Source organism: Billgrantia montanilacus (assembly GCF_003336675.1).
Classification (GTDB): Bacteria; Pseudomonadota; Gammaproteobacteria; order Pseudomonadales; family Halomonadaceae; genus Halomonas; species Halomonas montanilacus.
This window is the reverse complement of the sequence record NZ_QPII01000003.1, coordinates 114,879-136,617: the sequence shown is the minus strand read 5'-3', so window position 1 is coordinate 136,617 and position 21,739 is coordinate 114,879. Positions and strand designations below refer to the sequence as shown.

The 21,739-nt window shown below is 63.4% G+C and carries 28 protein-coding genes; 9 read left to right on the top strand and 19 right to left on the bottom strand.

Annotation, left to right across the window (positions count from 1 at the left end; all coding sequences use genetic code 11):
- Positions 1 to 11 precede the first annotated feature (11 nt).
- The 13 genes from DU505_RS06035 to DU505_RS05985 all read right to left on the bottom strand — a co-directional run bounded on the left by DU505_RS06035 (position 12) and on the right by DU505_RS05985 (position 7,225).
- Positions 12 to 227: a hypothetical protein gene (locus DU505_RS06035; protein ID WP_114478093.1), complete on the bottom strand. Its 216-nt coding sequence runs from the start codon at positions 225 to 227 to the stop codon at positions 12 to 14.
- Positions 224 to 568 carry a hypothetical protein gene (locus tag DU505_RS06030; RefSeq protein WP_114478092.1) on the bottom strand — a complete coding sequence of 115 codons (345 nt, stop codon included), beginning with the start codon at positions 566 to 568 and terminating at the stop codon, positions 224 to 226. The genes DU505_RS06035 and DU505_RS06030 overlap by 4 nt, the downstream gene beginning before the upstream one ends.
- Positions 565 to 1,014, bottom strand: coding sequence for a hypothetical protein (locus tag DU505_RS06025; RefSeq protein WP_147273044.1), 450 nt, complete (start codon positions 1,012 to 1,014; stop codon positions 565 to 567). Before DU505_RS06025 ends, DU505_RS06030 begins: the two co-directional genes overlap by 4 nt.
- Entirely contained in the window at positions 1,011 to 1,301 is a 291-nt protein-coding gene (locus tag DU505_RS06020) for a hypothetical protein (RefSeq protein WP_114478090.1), read from the bottom strand. The genes DU505_RS06025 and DU505_RS06020 overlap by 4 nt, the downstream gene beginning before the upstream one ends.
- The gene (locus DU505_RS06015) at positions 1,298 to 1,543 is read right to left on the bottom strand and encodes a hypothetical protein (protein ID WP_114478089.1); all 246 of its coding nucleotides are present in this window, start codon (positions 1,541 to 1,543) and stop codon (positions 1,298 to 1,300) included. The genes DU505_RS06020 and DU505_RS06015 overlap by 4 nt, the downstream gene beginning before the upstream one ends.
- On the bottom strand, positions 1,540 to 1,689 hold the full coding sequence (locus DU505_RS22500) for a hypothetical protein (RefSeq protein WP_181872742.1): 150 nt from the start codon (positions 1,687 to 1,689) through the stop codon (positions 1,540 to 1,542). Before DU505_RS22500 ends, DU505_RS06015 begins: the two co-directional genes overlap by 4 nt.
- 70 nt (positions 1,690 to 1,759) lie before the next feature.
- The gene (locus DU505_RS06010; protein ID WP_114478088.1) at positions 1,760 to 2,155 is read right to left on the bottom strand and encodes a hypothetical protein; all 396 of its coding nucleotides are present in this window, start codon (positions 2,153 to 2,155) and stop codon (positions 1,760 to 1,762) included.
- A gap of 504 nt (positions 2,156 to 2,659) precedes the next feature.
- Entirely contained in the window at positions 2,660 to 3,730 is a 1,071-nt protein-coding gene (locus DU505_RS06005; RefSeq protein WP_114478087.1) for a P-loop NTPase family protein, read from the bottom strand.
- Positions 3,727 to 4,716 (bottom strand): toprim domain-containing protein, encoded by a 990-nt coding sequence (locus DU505_RS06000; protein WP_114478086.1) that lies wholly within the window; start codon positions 4,714 to 4,716, stop codon positions 3,727 to 3,729. Before DU505_RS06000 ends, DU505_RS06005 begins: the two co-directional genes overlap by 4 nt.
- A 9-nt stretch (positions 4,717 to 4,725) precedes the next feature.
- Positions 4,726 to 4,938 (bottom strand): helix-turn-helix transcriptional regulator, encoded by a 213-nt coding sequence (locus tag DU505_RS05995; RefSeq protein ID WP_114478085.1) that lies wholly within the window; start codon positions 4,936 to 4,938, stop codon positions 4,726 to 4,728.
- A gap of 594 nt (positions 4,939 to 5,532) precedes the next feature.
- Positions 5,533 to 5,712, bottom strand: coding sequence for a hypothetical protein (locus DU505_RS05990; RefSeq protein ID WP_114478084.1), 180 nt, complete (start codon positions 5,710 to 5,712; stop codon positions 5,533 to 5,535).
- Entirely contained in the window at positions 5,709 to 5,855 is a 147-nt protein-coding gene (locus DU505_RS22495; protein WP_181872741.1) for a hypothetical protein, read from the bottom strand. Before DU505_RS22495 ends, DU505_RS05990 begins: the two co-directional genes overlap by 4 nt.
- A 62-nt stretch (positions 5,856 to 5,917) precedes the next feature.
- Positions 5,918 to 7,225 (bottom strand): tyrosine-type recombinase/integrase, encoded by a 1,308-nt coding sequence (locus DU505_RS05985; RefSeq protein ID WP_114478083.1) that lies wholly within the window; start codon positions 7,223 to 7,225, stop codon positions 5,918 to 5,920.
- A 125-nt stretch (positions 7,226 to 7,350) separates the two neighbouring features.
- On the opposite strand from DU505_RS05985, the gene DU505_RS05980 reads away from it, so the two are divergent.
- On the top strand, positions 7,351 to 8,694 hold the full coding sequence (locus DU505_RS05980) for a YifB family Mg chelatase-like AAA ATPase (RefSeq protein WP_245947786.1): 1,344 nt from the start codon (positions 7,351 to 7,353) through the stop codon (positions 8,692 to 8,694).
- A 177-nt stretch (positions 8,695 to 8,871) separates the two neighbouring features.
- On the opposite strand, the gene DU505_RS05975 is transcribed toward DU505_RS05980, so the two are convergent.
- Both DU505_RS05975 and DU505_RS05970 read right to left on the bottom strand, forming a co-directional pair.
- Positions 8,872 to 9,351, bottom strand: coding sequence for a hypothetical protein (locus DU505_RS05975; protein ID WP_114478081.1), 480 nt, complete (start codon positions 9,349 to 9,351; stop codon positions 8,872 to 8,874).
- On the bottom strand, positions 9,345 to 10,325 hold the full coding sequence (locus DU505_RS05970; protein ID WP_114478080.1) for an alpha/beta hydrolase: 981 nt from the start codon (positions 10,323 to 10,325) through the stop codon (positions 9,345 to 9,347). The genes DU505_RS05975 and DU505_RS05970 overlap by 7 nt, the downstream gene beginning before the upstream one ends.
- 302 nt (positions 10,326 to 10,627) lie before the next feature.
- On the opposite strand from DU505_RS05970, the gene DU505_RS05965 reads away from it, so the two are divergent.
- Entirely contained in the window at positions 10,628 to 12,802 is a 2,175-nt protein-coding gene (locus DU505_RS05965; protein WP_114478079.1) for a malate synthase G, read from the top strand.
- 161 nt (positions 12,803 to 12,963) lie between these two features.
- Positions 12,964 to 13,377 (top strand): PaaI family thioesterase, encoded by a 414-nt coding sequence (locus tag DU505_RS05960; protein WP_114478078.1) that lies wholly within the window; start codon positions 12,964 to 12,966, stop codon positions 13,375 to 13,377.
- 47 nt (positions 13,378 to 13,424) lie between these two features.
- On the opposite strand, the gene DU505_RS05955 is transcribed toward DU505_RS05960, so the two are convergent.
- Positions 13,425 to 13,802, bottom strand: coding sequence for a DUF423 domain-containing protein (locus DU505_RS05955; RefSeq protein ID WP_114478077.1), 378 nt, complete (start codon positions 13,800 to 13,802; stop codon positions 13,425 to 13,427).
- Positions 13,803 to 13,897: 95 nt separating this feature from the next.
- Between DU505_RS05955 and thiS the strand changes: the two genes are divergently transcribed.
- The 3 genes from thiS to trmB all read left to right on the top strand — a co-directional run bounded on the left by thiS (position 13,898) and on the right by trmB (position 15,731).
- Positions 13,898 to 14,098 carry a sulfur carrier protein ThiS gene (gene thiS, locus DU505_RS05950; RefSeq protein WP_114478076.1) on the top strand — a complete coding sequence of 67 codons (201 nt, stop codon included), beginning with the start codon at positions 13,898 to 13,900 and terminating at the stop codon, positions 14,096 to 14,098.
- Positions 14,099 to 14,159: 61 nt separating this feature from the next.
- On the top strand, positions 14,160 to 14,957 hold the full coding sequence (locus tag DU505_RS05945; protein ID WP_066451948.1) for a thiazole synthase: 798 nt from the start codon (positions 14,160 to 14,162) through the stop codon (positions 14,955 to 14,957).
- Positions 14,958 to 14,984: 27 nt separating this feature from the next.
- Positions 14,985 to 15,731 (top strand): tRNA (guanosine(46)-N7)-methyltransferase TrmB, encoded by a 747-nt coding sequence (trmB, locus tag DU505_RS05940; RefSeq protein ID WP_114478075.1) that lies wholly within the window; start codon positions 14,985 to 14,987, stop codon positions 15,729 to 15,731.
- Here the strand turns inward: trmB and DU505_RS05935 are convergent.
- Positions 15,658 to 16,596: a DMT family transporter gene (locus DU505_RS05935; RefSeq protein WP_181872740.1), complete on the bottom strand. Its 939-nt coding sequence runs from the start codon at positions 16,594 to 16,596 to the stop codon at positions 15,658 to 15,660. The genes trmB and DU505_RS05935 overlap by 74 nt on opposite strands.
- Before the next feature lie 86 nt (positions 16,597 to 16,682).
- On the opposite strand from DU505_RS05935, the gene DU505_RS05930 reads away from it, so the two are divergent.
- Entirely contained in the window at positions 16,683 to 17,591 is a 909-nt protein-coding gene (locus DU505_RS05930; protein WP_114478073.1) for a LysR substrate-binding domain-containing protein, read from the top strand.
- A gap of 957 nt (positions 17,592 to 18,548) precedes the next feature.
- Here DU505_RS05930 and DU505_RS05925 read toward each other — a convergent pair.
- Positions 18,549 to 19,463 (bottom strand): AEC family transporter, encoded by a 915-nt coding sequence (locus DU505_RS05925; protein ID WP_114478072.1) that lies wholly within the window; start codon positions 19,461 to 19,463, stop codon positions 18,549 to 18,551.
- Positions 19,464 to 19,584: 121 nt separating this feature from the next.
- On the opposite strand from DU505_RS05925, the gene DU505_RS05920 reads away from it, so the two are divergent.
- A complete protein-coding gene (locus tag DU505_RS05920; RefSeq protein WP_114478071.1) occupies positions 19,585 to 20,097 on the top strand; it encodes a hypothetical protein in 513 nt (170 codons plus the stop codon).
- Positions 20,094 to 20,690 (top strand): SCO family protein, encoded by a 597-nt coding sequence (locus tag DU505_RS05915; protein WP_114478070.1) that lies wholly within the window; start codon positions 20,094 to 20,096, stop codon positions 20,688 to 20,690. The genes DU505_RS05920 and DU505_RS05915 overlap by 4 nt, the downstream gene beginning before the upstream one ends.
- Before the next feature lies 1 nt (position 20,691).
- Here the strand turns inward: DU505_RS05915 and DU505_RS05910 are convergent, their stop codons facing one another.
- A complete protein-coding gene (locus DU505_RS05910; protein WP_220250409.1) occupies positions 20,692 to 21,732 on the bottom strand; it encodes a prolyl oligopeptidase family serine peptidase in 1,041 nt (346 codons plus the stop codon).
- Between the last annotated feature and the right edge of the window lie 7 nt (positions 21,733 to 21,739).

Below are 21,739 nucleotides of genomic sequence, written 5' to 3'. Positions count from 1 at the left end.
CTGTCCTCCAGTTAGTCGAGACGGATCAGCCTACCGTGGCTTTCCTTCGCGCTGGTCAGCATCGAGTGCATCGTTACCACTGCACCGGCTCGCTCAGTCGGCGTCACTCGCACCACCAGCTCCAGGGTGTCGCCGTCAGCAACGGCCTTGCGGGCTCGTTCGGTGATCTCGGTTTCGCCCATCTTGCAGCCCATGGCCGCCAGTGCCTCCTCGATGTTCTCAATCATTGGGCGGTCTCCGGTTCGCTGTGCACCTCCTCAAGCTTGGCGGCAATCTCACGCCACAGCAGCTCATCCAGGGGGCGGCCAACGATAGGCTTGAACAGTTCAGCCAGCACAACGCCGCAATCGTCCTGAATGAACCAGCCAGGGCCTGTGCCAGCGGGTAGGTGCTCCGCCTCGATAGCGTCCGTTAACGCCTGGCCCTCGATCCAGCAGATGGCATAGGGCACGTCCAGTTGCCAAGAATCCACGCAGGCGACTAGGGTATGCCGCTTACCGTCCTTCGACGTATCCCACCAGTACGTCACATTGGGCAGAGTGCGTAGGGGTTTAATGCTGGGCATCATGCTTCGACCTCCATATCGACAAACTCCCACTTATCGCCGCTCAGGCGCTCAAGGCGCAGCTCAGAGAGTGGTACGGTTTCGGCCATGGCAAACCACTGCTTAGGATTACCTCCGGCCTTGATGCCCGTCTCCTCCATAGCCCAGCGGTCGCGCTTGGGTATCCCGGCGAATTTGCAGGCTTTCCGCCAATCCATCAGGCGCCGGTCGTCGGCAGGCAGGGCGAAGCGAGCGCACCCCGCCATCTCTCGGTACTGTTCGAAAGTCTGATTGGCCAGCAGGCCGCCCAGCCAGCGCGGCTTGGTTGCTGTCGGCTCCCAAAATGGGTGCGATGAAAACCATACGAGCGGGCGCTCCTGGTCATTGTCAGCACGTCCGCGCAGAACTCCCGATGCCAGAATCTTGGGCAGGTGCTGCCGCTCGCTGGTGTAGTGGTAGAGCATCTTCACGCCAGCTCCTCCCCGGTGAATGCACGGCCCAGCTCCTCGTCAGACTTGCCCTTGAACTCGCCGCGATCCATTCGGGCACGCACCCAATCGGCACGGTCTGGACCATAGAACCATGCAGCCGGCTCGGCATCGCGGCGACGTATGTCCTCTTTCCTGACGCGCATCAGCCTAATGTTCTGGTCCTTGGTCAATCCAATCTTGCGGCTCAGGATGAACGTCGCTTGCAGCGAGACGCGGTTCAAGTTCGCGTTCAGGTGGCTGGTGGTGTCCAGGCGATATGCGCTCATTTTCCCTCCTCCCGAGCGTCGAGGATCTGCAACTGGCTGTGGAATTCCTCGGCGGCGTTCCCGGCCTGCTCATATCCCATCAGTGCCAGCGTGGACGCCTTCTCGTAAGCGTGGTTTTTGATCATCATGCGGATGGATTGGAACAGGGCCTCGGCTTGCTCCAGGTGCTCTTGAGCGAGCGCGCAAGTGTCGAAGGGGTCATTGACCGGCAGGGCGGCGAGTTGCTGTTGCTGAGTTCTCATTGTGCGGACTCCATGCGGGCTAAGCGGTAGGCGAGGATCATCAGGCCGCGTGACAGCGGCTCGTCACGAAGCTCATTGAGTATCCGCATCAGCCGCCGGTGCTGATCGGTCGATAAGGCGCCAAAACTGCTATGATGGTTTTGCATCGCGGTCTCTCCAAAGGTTCGCGGTGTCATGCCTCGGGCCTGTTACAGCAGGCGCCGGGGCTCTTTCGTCCTACACGGAATGCAGCGTGCCGTGCAGCTTGCTCACGAAGGCGCGGAGTCGCGCTGTTCGTGGATCTCGTTCAGCGGTAGGCGCAAGGGTCAGGGCCATGTCCTGCACATCCTCGATGCCTCGCCGCTCAGCTTCGTCGGCCAGTTGCTCTAGGGCATCCAGCACGATTGTCCCGAAGTCGCATTCGTCACCATCACCGAGCGCCTGAAAATCCGACTGTCGGCTAACCTGCCGGTCGGCGTCTCCTGCTGTCAGCCTCTCCAGGGCTTCCCGTATCAGGTCAGCACGACGCACTACCGCGCCAGTCTGCATGCGACGCTGCTTGGCGAGGTCGTCCAGCGCCTCGATAAGCTGGCGTCGTACGCGGGTCGTCAGGTGAACCATGTTCTCGGTCATGTCTGGCCTACGTGTTTTGTGTGTTACGTGTTACACACATTAGTATGAGGGGAATCATGCTGCAAGCGATTTTCTTCATCGTCGGTCTATTTCATTAATTCCGATGATATGGCGGTAATCGTTCGATTGAGTCGAATAGCGCCACCTCAGTCAGGGCAGGATGCCCTTGTCCAGTGAGGTGCCGGCGATCTCTAGCAGGTCATCGGGCGGGAGACGCTGCTGTTGATGCTCGACTTGCTTTGCCCGGTGCGCTCGGCATGCTCCTGGGAGGGGGCGGCATCCTTCATTTTGTGGCCATTGGCTAGCCACATAGGGCGCGTATTCGAGCGCTGATAGCGGGGTCTGGGAAACTGGAATCTGAGTAATCTTGTTAAACTAGAGAAACCTGAAAAACTCCGGAAACTCACGGCCCATACGGGTTAGAAGCTGGAGCAGGCACGAAAAAAGGGGCGCTTGGCCCCTTAGTTGCGATTCAGTTTCCCAGTTTCGCAAGTTTCCCAGTTTTCAGCCCCCACCCCAATTCAGCTTGTAGATGTGGGCGTTCTTGTCGGCCACTTCCAAATGCCAATATTCATGGCTTGAGGGGCTGCTCCCTGTGTGCTCCTTGAGCGCCCTCTCGATCTTCTGGCGGCTTACAACTGCCCTGGACTTGGCCTCAACTATCAGCTCAGTCTTCTTGCAGATCCCATCCCGCAAGCATGACTTAATGGCATCGACTGCTTCCCGGTTGCGCTCCAGCCGGTCAGCCATCATCCGCCGCTTCTCAGCCTGGTGTCGTTCGGCATCACTCACCGGTCGAATTGACTCTAGCCGTTCTCGGTAGCTGAGCCCTTCGCTGGCGTCATACTCGTAGACAGCCTCAAGCGCGACGTCACCCCGGTTTTTCAGGTTCTCGAACTTGGCTGTACGCCGCCCCATTTCCTCTGTGACGAGGTCCAGGGTGTAGGCGCAATCACAGTCGTCCACAAGGTCGCTCGTCCCTGAGTACACGACACGCTGCTCCTCATCACGATGCTTGTTGACGTGAGCCAGCATGATTACAGAGCCACCGTGCATGACGAACTGACGCACCACTTCGCTGAAGGCCGACGACTTCCCTTTGCTCATCAGGTCGGTGAACTTCTTCACAGTGTCGAGCACGAGTATCTTGCCCATGGCCTGGTCGTCATGAACCATGCTCCCTAGGTAGGACGGCAGCATCTTCGCCTCGAAGCCGTTATAGCCAGGGGCAAGCATTCGAAAGCCGTACTGCTCCGCCAGCCTCAGCTTGAAAGCAAGCCCCTTGTGGTTGTCGTCGGCGTTGACGTAGAACACATGAGTCGGCTCGATCTCGCCGGCTTTGATGGCCTCTATCAGCAGCCATACGGTCAGCAGCGTCTTGCCGGCATTAGGCTTGGCGTAGAACACGGTCGACTGCCCAAGGATTGCTAGGCGACCAAGGATGAATTTGTCTTCTTGCATCTTGGCTTCCATCGTTTCCGCATGGCCGTTGAGGGCGAATTGGTCCAATGAGAATGGCTGTTGCCCATCGAGCTGTTCAGCCGCTAACTGCGCCGCGCGGTCGAGCATCGTCATAGCAGCATCCCCCCGAGCTCAATGAACAGGTCATTGAAGTCCATGCCGTCGGGCTTGTTTGGATTCTTCGATGGCCATACGCACTGGCCTTTGACAGCTTCGGCAGCGGCCTTTCCATGCGTCACGCCGGGGTTGTCGTCGCGGTGATAGTCGTTATCCGCCATGACGACGATTGGCAGGTCAGGGTGCCGCTGTCGCAGGTTGAGGGCCACAGGCTTGAGGTTGCCGCAGTCCATCGCCGCAGCCACGGCACAGTCATAGGCCATGTGGATCGAGATAGCGGTAGCCACGCCTTCACAGATAACTAGCCGGTCGCTCAAGTGGCCGAGTGCGAAGTAGCAGCCCTGCTTTCGAGCACCAGCCAGGAACCGCTTGTTACCATCGGGGGCAATGGTCTGGTAGTTGACGATGGTCTGTCCGTCTGTCATCGGCGCCACCAGTAGCGGCCCCTTCTGCTTTAGGCCAGGCGCCTCGATGCCCTTCGCTATGAGGTACGGGTGCGAGGCATTCGCCCACGGCATAGCCCTTACCTCTGAGGCTGCCCGTTCGGCCTTCTGGGCGTGCCTACGCTTCTCTGCCGTCTGGTGCTCACGGCGGCGGCGGTCGGCGTCCTCGCGGGCATTTTGGCGGTGCTCTCTGCGCTCCTCCTTCGTCATCTCGTCGTCACTCAGAACAACCAAGTGTTTTTCGTTGCCCCAGACGCCAAAGATGGCCACTTCGTTACTCAGTACAGCCGCGTAGCCGTCAGGATTATGCTTCCCTGGCGGTTTGAAGCGCTGCCAAAGGCCTTTGCCACGCAGGTGAATGCCGTTGCCGTACTGGTCATCAAGCGCCTGCATCATGGCGCTGTCGATCGTATGGCGCTGCTTCGCGTATTCCTTGATGCTGTCGTAGCCCGAACGGCCTGCCTCGATCTCTGTGTCTAGCTGATTGGAGAGCGCAGCACGGACCGCCCAAGCGCCGGTCGGCTTGGGTGCATTGACCATGAGGCCCCCTTACTTGGCATCAAGTTCGGTGGCTATAAGGTCAGACAGGCGCCAGCGGCGTGAACCGCCGATAGTGACGGGGCGGGGGATCTTCCCTTCCTTGGCCCAGCGGTGAACCGAATTGCGGTGAACGCTGTAGCGCTCGGCCACATCGGTATCGCGGAGGTAGCGCTCATTCGCCGCAGTGCGGATCAGCTCGGGGGTGGGGTACGGAATAGCCATAACCAGCTCCTTCATATGAAACACTGGCAAGGGCGGGCTTTACAGAATCAACCTGACGGGTCGATAATGATGGCGTGTTGTCGACTCCTACATCGACTTCACCGCTCGCGCCTCGCGAGTGTCTAGCTCTATTTAGCCCCCTAGCGTCCTACCGCCATAATGGGGGCTTTCCTTTTGGTGCTGCACATTGCCGGGCGTATCAATCTGGGCATCTTATGGTTGAGCAGTCGCTTGATCAGCCCATGCCGCATCAAGCGGCGTTAATCACCCTCAGCACTACGCTTACTTCACCTACGTTGCAGAGTGTATCAGAGCCTTTTTGGGTTATCCCTATTCGTGCCGTGTACGTTTCACTTGTGGATAACTCAGCATATCGCCCTAAATCGCGGTGCGCTGGATGTTGTCGACTGTCAGCGCCATGCCCAGTGCCAGCCTGCTACACCAACATAGTGAACGATAATTGTCTGATTATGTCGATTCGGGCCAAGTATCGCGTCGTGACAACCTCTTAAGTAGTTGATTACAAACCACATGTCAGGATTTTAAGACGTGCGCCTTGAAAAACACCTCATTGTTGCCTTCCCTGGCATTCACTCAGTCTTCCAGTGCTGTGCGTACCTGCCGGCTAAGATCGGCCATGCAGTCGGCCACAGCGTCCAGCTCGCTGGTCGGGGTTGGCTGGCATCTGATGTAATGCTCCGTCGCTATCCGCCGCCAGTTGACGCTCGCGTGCTCTAGCTGCATCGCCACCAGCTCCAGGGCTTCTCGGTTCATTGCTGCGCCTCCAGTTGAGCAAGAGGATGGGCGAGCATTGGAACGGCAGGCAGCAGAGGGTTGTGGAGGAACTCGCTTAGGATGGCCATCAAGGCGCTGAGTTGAGCAGCCGACGTTGGGTTGATGTTATGCTGTGCTTGCATCGCGTTATCTCCAGTTTCGCGGTGTCATGCCCTCGGACTGCTCCAACAGTTGCGGGGGCTTTTTATCCTTCCATGGTTCGTATGGGCGTCACGCTCCCTTGGACGCCAGTTCCTGCGCAGTAGTCGGCCCAGCTCTTCATGAGCTGACGCCGCTTTTCAAATAGGTCGCCTCGGGCATAGGCGCGCTCTGTCTCGTCGCCTACCAGGTGGGCAAGGGCAGTTTCGATGATGTTTCTCGGGTAGCTGGTGCGCTCGCCGGCCCAATCGCGGAATGTCGAACGGAAGCCGTGCATGGTGACGACTCGACCGCTGACGGCATCGACATAGCCCTTGCCATCTTTGCCATCCTGCTCCTTCTTCTCTGCGTGCATGCGCCGTAGCAGTAGGCCGGGGGTGTTCTCGGACAGCGGCTTACCACCAGTGCCAGGGAAAACTAAGTCGCTCAGGTCGCGGGGGATTTGCTTCAGCATCTCAACGGCGCATTGCGGCAGCGGTACGCGGTGAGGGCGGTCCATCTTCATCCGCTCGGCCGGAATGGTCCAAACGCCTTTATTGAGGTCGATTTCTTCCCAGCGTGCCTTCCTCACCTCGCCAGAACGAACAGCGGTCAGGATGCAGAACTCTAGGCAGCGGGCCGTCATGGTGCCGCGCTTCCGCAGGTCAGCCATGAAGGCGGGCATTTCTTCGACGGGGAGCGCCGGCTGGTGCTGCTTCTTGCGCTTGTGCAGCTCTCGGGGTGAGGGCAGGGCGTGATCCAGCCCACCGCGCCACGCGGCCGGGTTATCGCCATGCCGGTAGCCCATGGCCTTAGCCCAATCCAGAACTCGCTCTATGCGAGCCCTGACGCGGCTAGCGGTGGGGGTCTTGTCGAACCAGAGCCGGCCATCGACCAGCAGCTCGTAGATGTGCCGGCGCTCGATCTCGCCAACGCGCATGTTTCCGATGAAGGGATAGACGTAGCTCTCCATGGTGTTCTCGAACATCTGGGCTTCCTTGGCCGCATTCTTGAAGCTCTCCCGCTTGTCTCGCAGGTAGCGCTTGGCTGCCTCACGAAAGATCAGGTCTTGCGCCTGCGCGGCCTCCAGTCGAGCCTTGGCTGCTTTCTTCTCCTCCAGGGGGTCTATGCCCTGGTAGGCGAGGTCGCGCATCTCTCGGGCGCGATCTCGGGCCATGGACAGGGTGACGCCAGGGAAGCCACCAAGGCCGATGTTCCTGCGCCTATTGCCGACCACGATGCGCAGGATCCACGACTTGGCGCCGGAATCGGTGATCTGGAGGGCCAGGCCTGGCACGCCGCCCACGCTATGGATGCCGGGCTTGCTTAGATCCCGCACCGCTTTCGCGCTCAGTTCCTTGGCTACCTTGGGCATACTACCCCCTCAAATACCTGCCATAAATTGTGTTATTGGATGGTAGTCATCGGGGCAACAGGGTGCAAGCACTTTAGTAAGTATCTGAGCATGAAATGATAATCTGCGGGATTCCGTGCATTGGTTTGCAGAAATTCGACTTCCCCAACACTCGCCGTATCGTGCTCAACCTGGCGCCCGCCGACCTGCCCAAGGTCGGCGGGCGCTTCGACCTGCCCATTGCCCTGGGGATCCTGGTGGCCTCAGGCCAGCTTCCCGGCGATGCCCTCGATGGCATCGAAAGCGTCGGCGAACTGGCGCTGGACGGCCGGCTGCGCCCGATCAGCGGCGTGCTGCCGCTGGCCCTGGCCGCAAGGCGTGCCGGCCGGAAGCTGATCGTGCCGCGGGAATGTGCCAACGAGGCCGCCCTGGCCGGCGACCTTCAGGTGCTTCCCGCCGACCACCTGCTGGAGGTAGTGGCCCACCTGCTGGGCCAGAGATCGATTGCGGCGCACCAATTGGAAGCGCCGCCGGTGTCGTCGGTCATCGAGGGAGATCTGGCCGAGGTGCGGGGTCAGCACCAGGCGCGCCGGGCGCTGGAGATCGCCGCCGCGGGCGGCCACAACCTGCTGTTCTCGGGCCCGCCAGGCACCGGCAAGACCATGTTGGCCAGCCGCCTGCCGGGCATCCTGCCGCCGCTGACCGAGGATGAGGCCCTGGAAGTGGCCGCCGTCCGTTCGGTCTGCGGCCTGCCACTGTCCGAGCAGTGGGGGCGTCGGCCCTTCCGTGCGCCTCACCATACCGCCAGCGCCGTGGCCCTGGTGGGCGGCGGTTCGTGGCCGCGTCCCGGTGAGATATCCCTGGCCCACCAGGGGGTGCTGTTTCTCGATGAGCTGCCCGAGTTCAGCCGCCATGTCCTCGAGGTGATGCGAGAGCCCATGGAGTCGGGACAGATCCATATCGCCCGGGCCAGTCACGAAAGACGCTTTCCCGCTAGATTTCAACTTGTCGCAGCCATGAACCCTTGCCCCTGCGGTCACCTGGGCGATCCCCGTCAGGCCTGTCAGTGCACCGCTGCCCAGATCCAGCGCTATCAGTCGCGGCTCTCCGGGCCGTTGCTGGACCGCATCGACCTGCAGGTTGAGGTGCCGGCACTACCCCCGGAGCAATTGACCTCTCGCGAGACCGGAGAGAGCTCGGCCGAGGTGCGCGAGCGGGTGATGGTGGCGCGCAATCGCCAGTACGCCCGTGGAGCGCTCAATGCCCATCTGGGCAGCCGGGAACTCGAGGCGGCCTGTGCCTTGTCGACGGCCGACCGGGCCTGGCTCGCCGGGGTACTCGAGCGGCTGCGGCTCTCCGCTCGGGCCTATCATCGGGTGCTGCGGGTGGCGCTGACCCTGGCCGACCTTGCCGACAAGCCGCAGCCCGAACGCGCCGAGCTGATGGAGGCGATCGGCTATCGGCAACTGGATCGTCAGCGCCAGGGCTAAGTGGCTGTTTACACGCTACTGCGCTAGGCCATGCTGTGTTGAAATCAATCTCAAAATGCTCATTTACAAACCCGTAAACTCCGCTTTCTCGATTGATTTCGCCTTGCCTGGCCGTCGCTCGTGACGCGTGTAACGTGTAAATAGCCTCTCCTCATGAGCAAGCCCTCGCTGACGAGTTTACAGCGCCGTTGCGTCGAAGGCTCCTTCGATTGAGGTTTCCCAGAGCGCCCCTTCGGTATCGGGGCGAAACAGGGCCAGCGTCAACCGGTAGGGCAGGAGTTCGCGGTCGGAGAGCTGCAGCCGCGGCGCGGAGGCTTCCAACTGGGTTTCCAGCCGCCACTGATGGCCGCCACTGTCGCCCGCCATGGCGGGACGCCAGTCCAGCACCTGAGGGCCGTCGGGAACCCTTAGCATGGCCCGGGTCAGGTTCTCCAGGAAGCGTTCGGAGGCGATGTTCAGGCTGCCATCCACCGAGGGTGTCGCGAGCAGCAGCACCTGCTCCTGGGTTGGCTGTAGCTCGGCCACATTCATCACCCGGTCGGCGGCACGATTACTGAGGTTCTGCAGGGCCTGGCGAATCGGGTCGGGAGCGGGAGGCTGGTTGGCGCAGCCGGTGAGCAGCAGGGCCGCCAATAGCATCGTGGCGTATTTCAGCATCGGGGCGATGACTCGTCGAAGGCCTGGGAGGGAAGCTCCAGATCGACGATGAAGTCGTCCAGGGCCGCGAACAGCGTATGGCGTATGGCCTCCGCTTCATTGACCAGGTGATGACGCGCTTCGGGGTGGCGGTGAACGCGCGCATTGGGAAACTTGCGTTCCAGCACCGACAGGTTCCACTCCCAGTCCACGGTGAGGTCCTGTTCCCCCTGAAGAATCAGCGTGGGCAGCTTGCTGGGGGGTAGCGCGAGCAGCTGCGGCATCCAGCGGCGCATGGCGCTGACCCAGTTCATCGACAGGTGCTCGGGTTGCAGAGGGTCCTGTTCCCGCAGAAAGAGCGCGAACTCGCTATCGGTGGAGTTTTCCCGGAACCGCCGGGGCAGGGTGCGCACGAAAGGGCCAACCAGCAGATGCAGCCAGCTCGACTGGGACCAGCCCGAGGGGCGTACCAGCGGCGCCAGCAGGGCCAAGCCCGACCAGTGTCCATCGTCGGGGCGGCTGAGCGCATCGGTGGCGAGGATCGCCGCACCGGTGCTCTGACCGACGCCGAGCCAGGGCTTGGGCGCAAGGCCCCGGTCGCTCAACTGATCCTGCAGGGCACGCAAGCATTCACCATAGTGGTCGAAATCGTCGATACAGGCGCGTCGGCCGCTGGAGAGGCCGTGTCCTGGCAGGTCCCAGAGCACCACGCGCCAGCCACGCTCAAGCAGACGCTCCAGCAAATGGCGATACAAGCCCAGGTGGTCGAAGTAGCCGTGTACCACGAAAGCGGTGCCGACCGCCTGGGGGGGGCTCCAGACCTGGGTCCATAGCTGATAGCGATCCGTCTCCAGGTAGCCGACGTAGAGCCCCACGTGTTCGGTCAGCAAGGGCGACAGCCCGTAGTAGTCGAGATAGTCGGCCAGCGGTTCTCCGGCGTCCGAGCCGAAGGGGGCGATTGGCCCCAGGGCTTGCAGGGGCGTGAAGTCGGTCATCATGTCCTCCGACAGGTAAGCCGGTCGTCTTGCGAGCCGTTCATGGCTGCTGGCAGTCGAATGATATTGAGGCGCAGTTTACACAGGAGTCGTCTAGCCTAGCGAGAGACCCCTGGGGCGAAAGCGAGCTGACCAAATGGTCAAAACCATGCCTCTTAACCCTATGTCTAGTGCGCTGAACCTTTTACCCGGGTTTACATATGGAACAATTTTCCACAAAATTGGCGTCATAGAGTGGTTTCACCCCCACGGATTGCGGCTGCGGATTGCATCTCGTCCGCCGCCATCACGAGGAGATTTCCATGCCAGAACGCGTCACTCGCCACCGTCTGCAGGTGGCCGCCGAGCTGGACGGCTTCATTTCCGAGCAGGCCCTACCGGGCACCGGCATCGACGCAGATACCTTCTGGGCCGGTGTCGACGCCATCTTTCATGATCTGACAGCAAAAAACCGGGATTTGCTCGCCGAACGCGAGAATCTGCAGGAACGCCTCGACACCTGGCATCGGGAAAACCCCGGCTCGGTGAGAGACATGGCCGCCTACCGAGGCTTCCTGAAGGAGATCGGCTACCTGGTGGATGCGCCCGCCCAGGTCAAGGTCTCTACCGGCAATGTGGATAGCGAAGTCGCCATTCAGGCCGGTCCACAGCTGGTGGTACCGGTGAGCAACGCCCGCTATGCGCTGAATGCCGCCAACGCGCGCTGGGGCAGCCTCTATGATGCACTGTACGGTACCGACGCCATCTCCGAAGAAGGTGGCGCCGAAAAGGGTACCAGCTTCAACCCCAAGCGCGGCGAAAAGGTCATCGCCTACGCCCGCGGGGTTCTGGATCGTGCGGCTCCGCTGGCCACAGGCTCCCATCGTGACGCCGTCAATTACGCGCTACGCGACGGCCATCTGGTGGTGACGCTGGAGGGAGGTCGCGAGACCGGCCTCAAGGATCCCGGCAAGCTGGTGGGGTACCGCGGTGATGCCGCACGCCCCGAGGCGGTCCTGTTGACCAATCACGGGCTGCACCTGGAGATCCAGATCGACCCGACGCACCCGATCGGCAAGACCGACCCGGCCGGGGTCAAGGATCTCGTGGTGGAAGCCGCGCTGACCGCTATCATGGACTGCGAGGACTCCGTGGCGGCGGTGGATGCCGAGGACAAGGTTGGCGTCTATCGCAACTGGCTGGGCCTGATGCGGGGCGACCTGGAAGAGCAGGTCGCCAAGGGTGGCGAGACTATCACCCGCCGCCTGCATGGCGACCGCGACTACACTACGCCCGATGGCGGCAAGCTGACCCTGCCGGGCCGTTCGCTGATGTTCGTGCGCAACGTCGGCCACCTGATGACCACGCCGGCGGTGCTCGATGCCGACGGCAATGAGCTGCCGGAGGGCATCCTCGATGCCATCGTCACCGGCCTGCTGGCGCTCCACGACCTCAACAAGGGCAGCGATGCGCCGCGCAACTCGCGCGCCGGCTCCGTCTACATCGTCAAGCCCAAGATGCATGGCCCGAAGGAAGTGGCGTTCTCCAGCGAGCTGTTCGGCCGCGTGGAAGACCTGCTGGGCATGGCCCGCGATACCTTGAAGATGGGTATCATGGACGAGGAGCGGCGTACCACGGTCAACCTCAAGGCGTGTATCGCCGAGGCCACTTCCCGGGTGGTGTTCATCAATACCGGCTTCCTCGACCGCACCGGCGACGAGATGCACACCGCCATGGAAGCGGGCCCGATGATCCGCAAGGGCGACATGAAGAACGCCGCCTGGATCGCCGCCTACGAGAAGAACAACGTTCAGGTCGGCCTGGCCTGCGGCCTGCGCGGCCGTGCCCAGATCGGCAAGGGCATGTGGGCCATGCCGGATCTGATGGCGGCGATGCTCGATCAGAAGGTCGGCCACCCCAAGGCCGGCGCCAACACCGCCTGGGTGCCGTCGCCCACCGCCGCCACACTGCATGCGCTGCACTATCATCAGGTCGATGTGACCGGCATCCAGCGCGAGCTGGAAGCCCAGGGCGAGCCGGACCTGCTCGATGACCTGCTCTCCGTGCCGGTGGCCGCCGAGGCGAACTGGTCCAGCGACGAGATCCAGCAGGAGCTCGACAACAACTGTCAGGGCATCCTCGGCTACGTGGTGCGCTGGGTCGAACACGGCGTCGGCTGCTCCAAGGTGCCGGATATCCACAACGTCGGCCTGATGGAAGACCGCGCCACCCTGCGGATCTCCAGCCAGCATATCGCCAACTGGCTGTATCATGGCGTGGTCGATGCCACCCGGGTCCAGGAGACCCTGGAGCGCATGGCCAAGGTGGTCGACGAGCAGAACGCCGGTGACCCGACCTATACCGCCATGAGCGCCAACTTCGAGGCCTCGACCGCGTTCAAGGCGGCCAGCGACCTGATTTTCAAGGGGCGCGAGCAGCCTTCCGGTTACACCGAGCCGTTGTTGCACCACTGGCGTGCCGTGCACAAGTCGAAGTAGACCTGCGTCGGCGCCGCACGCAAGACGTCTCGCCCCCGCGGCCCAGCCGCGGGGGCGTTTTCGTTGATGCAGGCGGCGTTCGACGACTGGGCGGGGCGAGCTGCCTCGTCTATCTTGGTCCGATCGTCCTACGCTTACTTCTTTCCGCAGGGAGCCATGCCATGACAGTGATGACCGCCGCCGCCATCGAAGACTTTCTCGACGAGATATTCCCCCAGCGCACCGGGACCATCGAGGGCGTCGATCATATGCGGGCCACCATGAGCCTGGCCATCGAGGATGAACACCTGCGGCCCGGGGCCAGCGTGTCGGGCCCCACCTTGATGGGGCTGGCCGATGTCTGCCTCTACGTGGCTATCCTGGCCCAGATCGGCCCCGAGCCCATGGCCGTGACCAGCGACCTCCACTGCCGCTTCCTGCGCCGCCCCCGGGGGGATCGCGATGTCATCGCCAATGCCCGCATCATGAAGCTGGGCCGACGCCTGGCGGTGGGTGAGGTGCAGCTGTTTTCCGCCGGTGACGAGGCGCCGGTGGCGCTGGTGACGGCCACCTATGTGCTGCCCGACAACGACTAGGCACTGTCCGAAAACTGGCTGCGCTCGGCGACTTTTCAGACACGTGCCTAGTCGCGGTTACGCAGGGCGCATACCGCCAGTGCCAGCCAGCCGCCGATCATCAGCACGCCGCCGATGGGTGTGATCATGCCCAGCCCGCGCACGCCGGTCAGTGCCATGGCATAGAGTGAGCCGGAGAACAGCACGATTCCCGCTGTCCAAAGCCCCAGTACCACTGCCTGTCCCCGATGCGGGTGCGAGGCGCGCCAGGCCAGTATTCCCAGCATCGCCAGGGTGTGCCAGGCCTGGTAGCGAACGCCCGTCTCGAAGGCGGCAGCCAGCCGGGGGGCCAGCTGGCCTTCCAGGGCATGGGCGCCGAAGGCGCCCGCCATGACCACGAGGGCACCCGACAGCGCCGCCATGCCCCACCAGGGTCGGTCCTGCATCGATGTCTCTCCCTGCCGGTTGGTATCGTTGCACACCGTACCCCGAGGGGGCGTAACCGGCTACAATGTTGGCCCGTCAATCCAGAGAGGACGCCATGCAGATCCAGCTCAACGGTGAAGCCCATGATCTGGCCGCCGACCTCACGGTGGCGCAACTGATCGACAGCCTTGGTCTGACAGGACGACGGATAGCCGTCGAGCTCAACGAGGAGATCGTACCCCGGAGTGAGCACGGGACGACCCGCCTCGGCCAGGGTGATCGAATCGAAATCGTCCATGCCATCGGCGGCGGATGAGTGGCTAGATGATTGGATAGATGAGCTGCCGTTTCCCAGACTCCATACGAAGGCATACCCGATGACAGACTTCTTTCAGGATCAACCGCTGCGAATCGCCGGCCACACCTTCGCGTCACGGCTGCTGGTCGGTACCGGCAAGTACAAGGATTTCGACGAGACGGCCGAAGCCATTGCCGCTTCCGGTGCCGAGGTGGTCACCTTCGCCGTGCGCCGCAGCAACCTGGGTCAGGAGGCCGGCGAGCCCAACCTGCTGGACGTGGTGCCGCCCGAGCGCTTCACCCTGCTGCCCAATACCGCGGGCTGCTATACGGCGAAGGATGCCGTACGTACCTGCAAGCTGGCCCGGGAACTGCTCGACGGCCACAAGCTGGTCAAGCTGGAAGTGCTGGGTGACGACCACACCCTCTATCCCAACGTGGTGGAGACCCTCAAGGCGGCCGAGGTGCTGCTCAAGGATGGCTTCGACGTCATGGTCTACACCAGCGACGACCCGATCGTTGCCCGGGAGCTCGAGCAGATGGGCTGCTGCGCCATCATGCCGCTGGGCTCCCTGATCGGCTCCGGCCACGGTATCCAGAACCCGCACAACGTCCGGCTGATCATCGAACAGTCCGGCGTGCCGGTGCTGGTGGACGCCGGCATCGGCACCGCCTCGGATGCGGCCATGGCCATGGAGCTGGGCTGCGACGGCGTGCTGATGAACTCCGCCATCGCCCATGCTCGTCAGCCGGTGCTGATGGCCAGTGCCATGAAGAAAGCCGTCGAAGCCGGCCGTGAAGCCTTCCTGGCCGGGCGCATGCCGCGCCGCCAGAGCGCCGACCCCTCGTCGCCCTTTGCCGGCCGCATCAACGGCTGAATTTCCTACCAGAGCCCAATCGATTCCATGAGTGACCAGCGCCACGACAACGTCACCTCGAGCACCGGCCCGGAAGGGCCGGATGCCCCCCTGCACCGCCGCGGCATCAAGAGCTATGTGCTGCGTGCCGGACGCATGACCCAGGCCCAGACGCGCGGGCTGGAGGAGGTCTGGCCTCGCCTGGGACTGACCCTGGCGGATGGGCGACAGGACCTCGATGCCCTGTTCGGACGCCAGGCGCCCCGGGTGGTGGAGATCGGTTTCGGCATGGGCGGCTCGTTGATCGAGCAGGCGGAGAGCCACCCCGATACCGACTTCATCGGTATCGAGGTGCACGCCCCCGGCGTAGGCAAGCTGCTCGACGAGGCCGACAAGCGCGGCCTGGGCAATATCCGCATCTATCGCGAGGATGCGCTGGCGGTGCTCGAGCAGTGCCTGCCGGAAGCCAGCCTGGATACGCTGCAGCTCTTCTTCCCCGACCCCTGGCCGAAGAAGAAGCACCACAAGCGGCGCATCGTTCAGCCCGCCTTCGTCGAGCTGATCCGCACGCGCCTGAAGATGGGCGGCACGCTGCACATGGCCACCGACTGGCAGGCCTACGCCGAGTGGATGGCCGAGGTAATGGAGGCTGCTTCCGGCTATGCCAACACCGCCTCGCCGGAGACCGCGCCCTACGTCCCTCGGCCGTCGTTTCGCCCGCTCACGAAGTTCGAGGTTCGTGGCGAGCGACTGGGACACGGGGTCTGGGACCTGCTGTATCGACGCTGTGCATAGCCAGGCCCGCGCCGGCGATGGCGATCGCCATGCCGGCGATGCCCTGGGCACTCGGCTGCTCGCCGAACATGGCCGCCGCCCAGAGCAGGGTTACCGCGGGGGTAAGGTAGACCAGCGATGAGGTCAGGGTCACGCCGAGCCGGCGCAGGCTCGCGACGAAGAAGCCGTACCCTCCCAGGCTGGAAAGCACGACCAGCCAGCCGATCGCGGAGATGCTGAGCCGATCGGTGGGCAGGGCCGGCGCGCCACCCGCCACGATCATTGCCGCCAGGGTAAATATCCCGGTGGCGGCGAACAGCTGTACCATCAGGGTCGCCGCCAGCGGCATGGCGGTCGCCCAGCGCACTGACAGAAGACTACCCAAGGTCACTGCCAGCACTGCGCCCAGGGGCAAGGCATAGGCCCATAGCGGCGCGCTGCCGCCGCCATGCTCGATATCATCGATTACATAGAGCAGTACGCCGAGCGTGGCGACCGCCATGCCCGTCCAACCCCGGGCCGAGAGTCGTTCACCGAGCCATGGCCCTGCCAGCGCCGCGGCGAGTAGTGGCTGCAGCGCCGTGATCAGGGCGGCCACGCCGGTACTGACGCCCTGCTCGAGCGCCAGTATCACGCCCAGCAGGTAGCCGCCCATGGTCAGGCTGCCGACGGCCATTTCCCGCACCACATCGCGCCGCGCCAGCCGGGCACCGCCGACCAGTCGCCACCAGAGCGCGACCAGCAGGCTTGCCAGTAGGAAACGCCAGGCGAACAGCGACAGCACCGGCGTATCGGCCTCGGTCGCCAACCGGCCTCCGACGAACCCGGAGCTCCAGCACACCACGAAGCCCATGGCGATAAGCGGTGAAACCCATGACGCTCGCATTTTTCCTCCCTCCTGATTGAACGGCCTTGAGCATGGAGGAAAAATGGATTTCAATGAATCGACATATTTTCGATTGAGCATTCAATATGTCTGAAGTCTCGATTGCGGCGCTGGACCTTGAGCTGTTGCGCAGCTTTCAGGTGGCCGCACAGCTGGGATCGCTGGCCGCCGCGGCACAGCAGCGCCATCGCACCGTCAGCGCCATCAGCATGCAGATCAAGCGGCTCGAGGAGGCACTGGGGTCGCGACTGCTCGAACGGGGCTCACGAGGGGTGACGCCCACGGCCGTGGGCGAGGCCCTGCTGCAGGAGTCCCGTGAGCTTCTGCGACTGCATGACGGGATGCTCTCGCGGTTCACCGGTCGCGGCCTGGGCGGCAAGCTGCGCCTGGGCTTGCCGGAAGACTATGCACGGGAGCTGCTGGGCAGCGTGCTGCCGGAGTTCATGGCGCACCATCCCGATGTCCTGCTCGAGATCGTGACTGCCACCAGCGGCGAGCTGGCCCGGCAGCTGAGCCGCTCCCAGCTGACGCTGTCGGTACTGCTGGACCGCCCCAACCCGCTGCCGGGCGGCGAGGTGCTGTGGCGTACCTCGCCGGTCTGGGCCAGCCCCCGGGTCGGCGACCTGAGCGACAGGCCACGCCTTCCCCTGGCGCTCCACGAGGTGGACTGTCCCTATCGCGCCCTGGCCATTGAAGCGCTGGAGGCGATTGGCCGACCCTGGCATGCGGTCTTTACCAGCACCAGCATCCACGCCGTCGAGAAAGCGGTGGAAATGGGCCTGGCGATCAGCGTACTCGACCGTGAACGGCTGACCGGGTCCATGCGCGAGCTGGGGCCCGCGGAGGATATGCCACCGCTCAAGCGTTGTGAGGCGAGGCTCCATTTCGCCCCGCATATCGCCACCGCCTCACAGCCGGCGGCAGAAGCGATGGCCCACCTGCTGCGCGATCGCCTGACCCATCGCGGGCCCTGGCGCGGTGCTGGCACGCCTTGAGAGAAGCGGCAACGTCGGTGGAGAGAATCATTGTTGGAGCGCTCGGTTCGGCGCTCCGACTCCGCGTCGCGACTGGCGCCGCCAGGCGCCTTGGCGGAGGCTGAAACGCCGGTGATGGGCGCGAACGTTGGCAACCCCGCCGGGAGCCCTTCGGCCTCCAGTCGCGATCTAAAGGTGCTCCAACAGCGATGTGGCAGCGTCGGTGGAGAGAATCATTGTTGGAGCGCCGCTCCGCATCGCGACTGGCGCCATCAGGCGCCTCGGCGGAGGCGGCAACGCTGTGGTTATCGCCAGCGCTGGCAACACTGCCGGGAGCCCTTCGGCCTCCAGTCGTGAGCTAAAGCTTCCTCCAACAGTATGGAAGTTGCCTGCCTTGGCAGGAAAAATCAGCTGTTGGAGCGCTGCTTCGCGTCGCGACTGGCGCCATCAGGTGCCTCGGCGGAGGCGGCAACGCTGGTGATCATCGCCAGCGCTGGCAACACCGCCGGGAGCCCTTTGGCCTCCAGTCGTGAGCTGAAGCTTCCTCCGACAGCATGGAAGTTACCTGCCATGGCAGGAAAATGCAGCTGTTGGAGCGCTCGGTTCGGCGCTCCGACTCCGCGTCGCGACTGGCGCCGTCAGGCGCCTCGGCGGAGGCGGTAACGCTGGAGGTTACCGCTAATGCTGGCAACACCGCCGTCGCGAGCTAAAGCTACCTCCGACAAGATGGAAATTGCCTGCCATGGTAGGCAAGGTCCTGAACCGGGAACAAGGGGAGCAATCGAAGCAACAAAAAAAAGCGCCCTCAGAGAGGGCGCAGGCAAGACCGTGACTAGCAAATGAGGGGGAGAAACCATAACGAGGAACTGGCGATCCTCTTATGGGTGTGGCGCCTCATCAAACGCCACACCCACACTGTAATCATTCTCGTTTACGACGTCAACACAAATGCGAATACTTTTTATTAAGTTTTATTTCCTAGCCGGCCAGCCTCAACCAGAGCGGCAGCGTGGCCATGGCCAGCAGCGTCTGGCCGGTGATCAAGGCGGCCATCAGCTCGGCGTCTCCTCCCAGCTGGCGGGCCAGGATATAGGCCGAAGTGGCGGTGGGTAGCGCGGCGAACAGCAGCGCCACGTCGCGGCTTACCGGGTCCAGCCCCAGCGCCATGGCGAGTAGCAGTACCACTGCCGGCATCAGTGCCAGCTTCACCAGGTTGGATGTCCAGACGCCGCGGTCCAGGCGCATCAGCGCTCGGGGGCGCAGCGCCACGCCTACCGCGACCAGGCCTAGCGGCAGGGCCGCTCGTCCCAGCAATTCTACTGTGGCGCCGCTCCAGCCGGGAAGTCCGATGCCAGTCAGGTTCAGGGCGATGCCGACCAGGCAGGCAAGAATCAGCGGATTGCGCACCAGCGCCAGCAGGCTCTTGCCCAGACTGGAGGGGCCCAAGGTGCCGGCGGCAATGAAGCTCGCCACACAGAGGACGTTGACCACCGGTACCATCAGTGCCACGGCAACCGCTGCCACGGTGGCACCGGCAGAGCCGTGCAGCGCCGCCGCCCCGGCAACGCCCACGTAGGTGTTGAAGCGCACGGCGCCCTGAAATACCGATGTGAAGGCAGCCGAGTCGAGCCCCAGTTTCGGCCGCAGGACCCACAGCAGGGCGGCGAAGAGCAGCAGGGTGCCGAGCAGCACCATTGCCAGACGCGCCACGGGTACCTGACTGACATCGGCAGTAGCCAGGGTGGCCACCAGCATGGCGGGAAACAGCAGAAAGTAAATCAGCCGCTCCATGGCGGGCCAGAAGTCGTCGCCGGGCAGGCGGCGCCAGCCCAGCACGGCGCCCAGCAGTATCAATAGAAACAGCGGGCCCAATGCCTGCGCCACACCTTCCATTCCCCCTCCTTACGTCCAGGTAGAGCCGCTGCCCTGCGACATCCATCCACGGTCGACGCCCGGCAAATGCTGTTAAGCTTACCCCTCTGTCGCCTCTCATTGGAGTGCTGCTTTCGCCGTCATGAGCTCATCGACTCTGCCAGATCCACGGCACACCCGCTTTCCCGGACTCCGCCTGTTGATGCTCGCCACCCTGCTGGCACTGGTGGCGGCATTATGGTACCTGGCTTCGCACCTGGTGCGGGGCGACCGCGACATCGCCTGGTACGCCGCGGTGGCCCCCTGCGAGTTGCATCGCTCGTCCTGCAAGGCGATGCTGGGGGGCTCCCGGGAGCTGAGCCTGGCGGCCGACGCTCCGGAGGGGATTCAGGCGCTGGACCTGCTGCCCCTGACGGTAACCCTGGAGGGCGTGGAGGCCACCGCCGTTCATGTCGACTTCGTTGGCCGCGATATGGACATGGGCTTGCACCGATTCCCCCTCGAAGCGCAGGATAATGGCCGCTACGAGGGCTTGGCCCAGGTACCGATCTGCACCGAAGCGACCATGCCCTGGCTAGCCCGGGTCGTGGTGGAAACCCCCGATGGCCGGCTGGGTAGCCGGTTCGATTTTACTGTGGAGCGAAGTGTGCCATGAGGCGACAGGGTATCTGGAAGGTGTTGGGTGTCGTGTTCGTGCTTGCCGTTGCTCTCGGGGGCTATGGTTGGTACGAGCAGCAAAGGGCGGCGGACGATGGCAGCCCTCGGGGTGGCCCGGTAGAGCTGCCCTCGACCCAGGGTGATTTCTCGCTGAGCCAGATGGATGACGGCCAGATCGCCATACTCTTCTTTGGCTATACCTACTGTCCGGACGTCTGCCCCATGAGCATGGCCGTGATTCGTCAGGTCATGCAGGGGCTCGATGACGAGCAGCGCCAGCGGGTGGTGCCGGTCATGATCACGGTGGACCCCGAGCGGGACACGATTGAGCGACTGGAAGAGTACGTAGGCTATTTCGGAGACGACTTCATCGGTGCCGCCGGCAGCGAGGCGCAGCTCGAGGAGCTGGCCGGGCGCTATAACGTGGTGTGGCGCCGGGTGGAAACACCCGATTCGGCGATGGAATACACCGTCGATCACAGTTCATCGCTCTATCTCGTCGACCGCGATGGCCAGATCCTGCAGCGGGTGCTCTATTCGCCGACGCCGCACCCGCTGCGCTCGGCGCTGGAGAACGAACTGGGAGGGTAGGTCACTCGTCCTCGGCCGGGCTCTCCTCCAGCCGGTCGATCATGGCCATCAGCGCGCTTACCTGGACCCCTTCCCGGGTATCGTGCAGGGGGTCTAGCTGCCAGGTGCTCTCGGTAAAGCCCCACCAGTCCCAGCACCCCTGGGGATTGGCCAGGCTGGTTTTCGCCTGGGGGTAGAGCACGACCCGCTGGTTGGCCACGGCCCACTCATTGAGACCGCTGTGGCGGACGAAGGCTTCGTCGATCTGCTCGCTGTCCATTCCACAGCCATGCAGGGCGAGTGTCAGGTCGCAGCCCCCGGCCTTGCACGCCTCGGGGATCAGCGCATACCCCACCGAGCTCATCCCGCGTACCGCAAAGTCTTCCTGATCGAAGCGCAACAGCTGCGTCATATCAACTTCTTGCGCCGGGGCAAGCTCGCCGTGGAGCCAGGCCAGTGCATCGCCAGCGATATCCGTACCGCAGGCCAGCAGGTGAGTCCCGCCACCGCCGCGACACTCGGCTAGCCAGCTGGGGGGAATCTGCTCATTGGAGCGTATGGGCCAGCCGTGGCCGGCTTCCGGAGCGACGTCTACCTGCAGCTGTTCCGGGGGATTGGCCAACCAGCCCGACAGCTGCTTGGCCAAGGCCTCACCCAGGGAAGGATCGACCACATTATCGGCGCCACCGTGCCACACATAGGCACGTAGCTTGGCGAGGTCGGCGGTATGACCCACCAGCTCACGCGCCTGGTAATCGCGTAGCTTCAGGTCCAGGCTGGCCAGGTCCGGAGGGCCTCGCCGGGTCGACATGCACTGGCCAAGGGCGCGTCCCAGGCCGCCCTGGGCGCAGCTCCACGGGCCGGCAGCGAGTACTGCCAGGCCCTTGAAGCGCTCCGGCCAAGCCACGGCAAGCTGGGTGGCCATATAGCCACCCGACGAGATACCGATCACGCTGATGGCGTCGGGCGATGTGCCAAGTTGTGGCAGCTCCGGCAGCGGGTCGTCAGCCAGGGCGCCGGCCGAGAAGATCAGGCCGGCGATAAAAGGGGGAAAGGCTCTCATCGGCTGG